The 3,170-nt window shown below is 45.9% G+C and carries 6 protein-coding genes; all 6 read right to left on the bottom strand.

What is annotated here, in order from left to right; all coding sequences use genetic code 11:
• On the bottom strand, positions 1–473 hold a 473-nt coding region (locus tag C6H00_RS05130), incomplete at its 3' end, for a DNA methyltransferase (RefSeq protein ID WP_199769193.1).
• A 121-nt stretch (positions 474–594) separates the two neighbouring features.
• A complete protein-coding gene (locus C6H00_RS05125; RefSeq protein WP_104749861.1) occupies positions 595–867 on the bottom strand; it encodes a hypothetical protein in 273 nt (90 codons plus the stop codon).
• Between the two features lie 3 nt (positions 868–870).
• On the bottom strand, positions 871–1,260 hold the full coding sequence (locus C6H00_RS05120) for a hypothetical protein (protein WP_104749862.1): 390 nt from the start codon (positions 1,258–1,260) through the stop codon (positions 871–873).
• 11 nt (positions 1,261–1,271) lie between these two features.
• Complete coding sequence (locus C6H00_RS05115) at positions 1,272–1,784, bottom strand: phage major tail tube protein (RefSeq protein WP_104749863.1); 513 nt, start codon at positions 1,782–1,784, stop codon at positions 1,272–1,274.
• A complete protein-coding gene (locus C6H00_RS05110; RefSeq protein WP_233704434.1) occupies positions 1,777–2,895 on the bottom strand; it encodes a phage tail sheath protein in 1,119 nt (372 codons plus the stop codon). Before C6H00_RS05110 ends, C6H00_RS05115 begins: the two co-directional genes overlap by 8 nt.
• A gap of 1 nt (position 2,896) precedes the next feature.
• Positions 2,897–3,170 (bottom strand): hypothetical protein (locus C6H00_RS05105; protein WP_233704433.1); only part of this gene is annotated, 274 nt, incomplete at its 5' end.

Here is a 3,170-nt window from a genome sequence, read left to right as displayed (position 1 = left end):
TTGCACTCATAGGCGGGTAGCTCCCCCTTAGTTCCCCAAACAATAAATTCACATTGTTGCTTAAAACCATTGGGAAAGGGTCTAGCAGAGCGTCCCTTATCCCATACAATCACGCCCCGCCATGCCAAATCTGCCAACTGCACGGCATCGCTTAGAGCAGGGAGCATGCGCCAATCAATGAAACTAAAAAAATAACTATTAGGCTTGAGCACGCGCTCAATTTGGGCAAAGACAGAGCCAATCCATGCTATCCACACTCTCTGATCTTTGCCATCGCCTACAAACTCATAATACTTGGAGTTATCCCCACAATACTTCTTATTAACGCTCGCATTGCGCGCATTCAAAGACTTCGCCCCTCCACTGCAATAAGGCGGATCAATCAAAACACAATCAATGGAGTTTTCAGGCAAGCCCTGCATAAACTCTAAAGCATCAGCATGAAAAACTTGGTTAAGGTAGGAGGAGAGCATCAAGGCAACCCATGCGTTTTTTGCAAAATCTCTTTAGCCAGTTCTGCATAGGCTAGAAACTCGCCTATCTGCATATGCATGACCTCTTGGTATCCAAAATGTAGGGCATAACCCAAGAGGGCTACGCCCCTTCTAAGTTTTTTTCATCTGCGCCCCTAAACCTAGAGACCACTTTGGCCAAACGCTCAAACTCCTCTAAAGGCAAAGAGTTTAAAAAACGCTCGTCTAATTCCCCCATTGTGCAGTCAATGAGCAAGCTTTTCACTTGAGCGATGTCATCTCCAGCCTTCATGGCCTTTTGTAGCTGAAACAAGGTAGGCTCTGCGACTTCTACACTTTGCCCATCTCTGAATGTGAATGTCTCTTTGTTAAGAAGTATGGGAGTTAATGGCATGTTCTATCCTTGTGTTGTGCTCAAAATTTTCAATTTGCGCCTTAAAAAGCTGATGAGAAATTGCGCCTCTTCTGCTTGGGCATGCAAAAAACGCGCAATTTCCTCAGAGCTAGACTCTGTGCTCAATTCCTCAATCTTGTTAGCTCCACGCCCCCACCCTAAAGGCACTCTTAGGATTAATTCCTTTTCAAACTCGGCTATCTCTTGTTGGCTAGCGATTAGATGGAACAGAGTGCGCACACACTCCAAACACTTAGGAAACTCTTTAGCCAAAAAGCGCATGTGGTGCACTACGCAGGCCATGTGCCATTCTGTGCTATGCTCCTGCTTTCCCTGCATTAATGGAAAGGCTACAGCAGAGGGGGTTTTGCTCATCTTTGTCTCAATGCTCATGTCCTACCGCCCTAAGTGATGTTGTTGCGGATGTTTGCAAACTGGTCTTCGCCCGCGTATTTGAGCGTAGAGGTGAAGGTGTCATAATTAATGACATCTTCTACCCCTAGCCTGTAAGCAAATTTGAGCACGCTCATCTCTAGGCTTAGCTCTAATTCCTTACCCATCTCAAACTTAGGCGGTTCTGCGCTCTTGATAGCCCCCTCTAGGGTAACATGCACAGGAGTGTCTGTAGGCGCGCCTGTATCGCTGCTACTGCTCACATTGCTCTTAATGACGATTTTTTGCATTGTGCCTTTTTTGAGCAAAGAGAAAAAGGCCTTATCTAATGCCTGAAAGGACACTTTGGCACTCAAAGGCTTGAGAGTGGGCAGAACATACTCCCGCTTGCCAATGCTAGCATTGGCCTCTATAGTCTCATGTTCTATCTTTGGAGGCTCGAAATCTTTGAGCGCGCCTGCATAGCCTAATCCATCAATAAACACATTCCCGCCGCTAAAGGCTTGCGGATCTATTCTATTCATTGCTAGCTCCTCCTGTGATGGTTTTGATTAACTCTGTGCCATAGCTACTCACGCGATAAATCTTATTGACAATGCGCGACACTAAAGGCATTTCTTGGACTTCTTGGCGCACATAGAGCACGCCCTCCATGATGGTGTCATTCGTGTTTAAGTCCGCTGGTAGGCTGATGTTATAACCCACCACAACATTATTAGCGACTAAACGCCGATAGAAGGCATCTAGGCTATCAGTAACTTCTTTGAGCGCATCGTTAAGTTGTAAGTCAATCACGCGTTTTTGAGCTAGCAGAATGCTCTCAATGATGGTATCAAAGATGACGATTGTGTGCAAACTCTCAATGCCTAAATCTTTGTCGCGGGTATTGCGCCCCCATGCACGGATACCACTGTCCACAAAACACACAGACACGCCCTTATCGCGCAATCTGTCCGCTTCGCAGTCTTGCCCTAGCACATACTCAATCGTGTCTACAATGCCAATGACTCCATCAATGGTGCGGTTAGAATAGCTCTTAGCAAAACCAAATTCCCCCTCCCCCATGACCTTAGCATACAGGGCGATTAAAAACGCGCTTAAAGGCCTTTGCTCTCCATCTAAACGGCGCACTCTTTGGAAAGTCAAAATCGCGCGGTGCGTGCTCATAATCTCAATTTCGCGATTCACTTCCGCCTCATTTTTGCCCTCTAGTCCTAAAGCGTAGATACCCCTAAATTGTTCGGCGACAATTTTCATAGCCTCGCCCAAGCCCGGGCTATCATAACCTGGTGCTAGAAAAAACTTAGGCTTAATTTGGTGTTCTTGTTCGACCTTTTTAAGGGCATTCACCCCGTCTAAAACCGCTTGCTTATTGGCCGCCTCATCGGTGTCTTTGTGGAATGCGCTTAGAACAAACTGGCTTTCAATGCCAGTAGCCTCAAAGTCCTTTAAGGTCTCTTTGATTGAGCCATCTTCGACCAATTTGAGCGCACTCTCAAGATTGTTGGCCACATGAATACCCTCAATCTTAGTGTCATCTCCAATAATGGCAATGGGCTTAGAATTGCCAATTTTGACCGGGGCGGGGGCTAGGTTTTTAAACTCTATATTGATCCCATACTTGCTCTGTGCCATCTTAATTTTCTCCTTTTTTGTTAAGATTGCCTTCACGACAAAAGGCTAAATCTTTTTCTAAAAGCTCTGCATAGATTAATAGGGCTTTGATGTTTTCAGAAATGATGGGGCTAGCTAGCGCGGGTCGCTCTAATTTGGGGATTTGGCACTTAGTAGGAATGTAGACGGGTTTATAGACACGCACACAGCCACCAAAAAGCAGGGAAAAAGCGCATGGAAAGAATAGAAAAGATAGAATAGCAACGCCCCCGTGAGGGGGTAAACCTATACTAAGG

The sequence above is a fragment of the Helicobacter cynogastricus genome, assembly GCF_900197855.1.
Lineage (GTDB): Bacteria > Campylobacterota > Campylobacteria > Campylobacterales > Helicobacteraceae > Helicobacter > Helicobacter cynogastricus.
The sequence above is the reverse complement of the archived record's forward strand: the minus strand, read 5'-3'. Positions and strand labels throughout refer to the sequence as shown.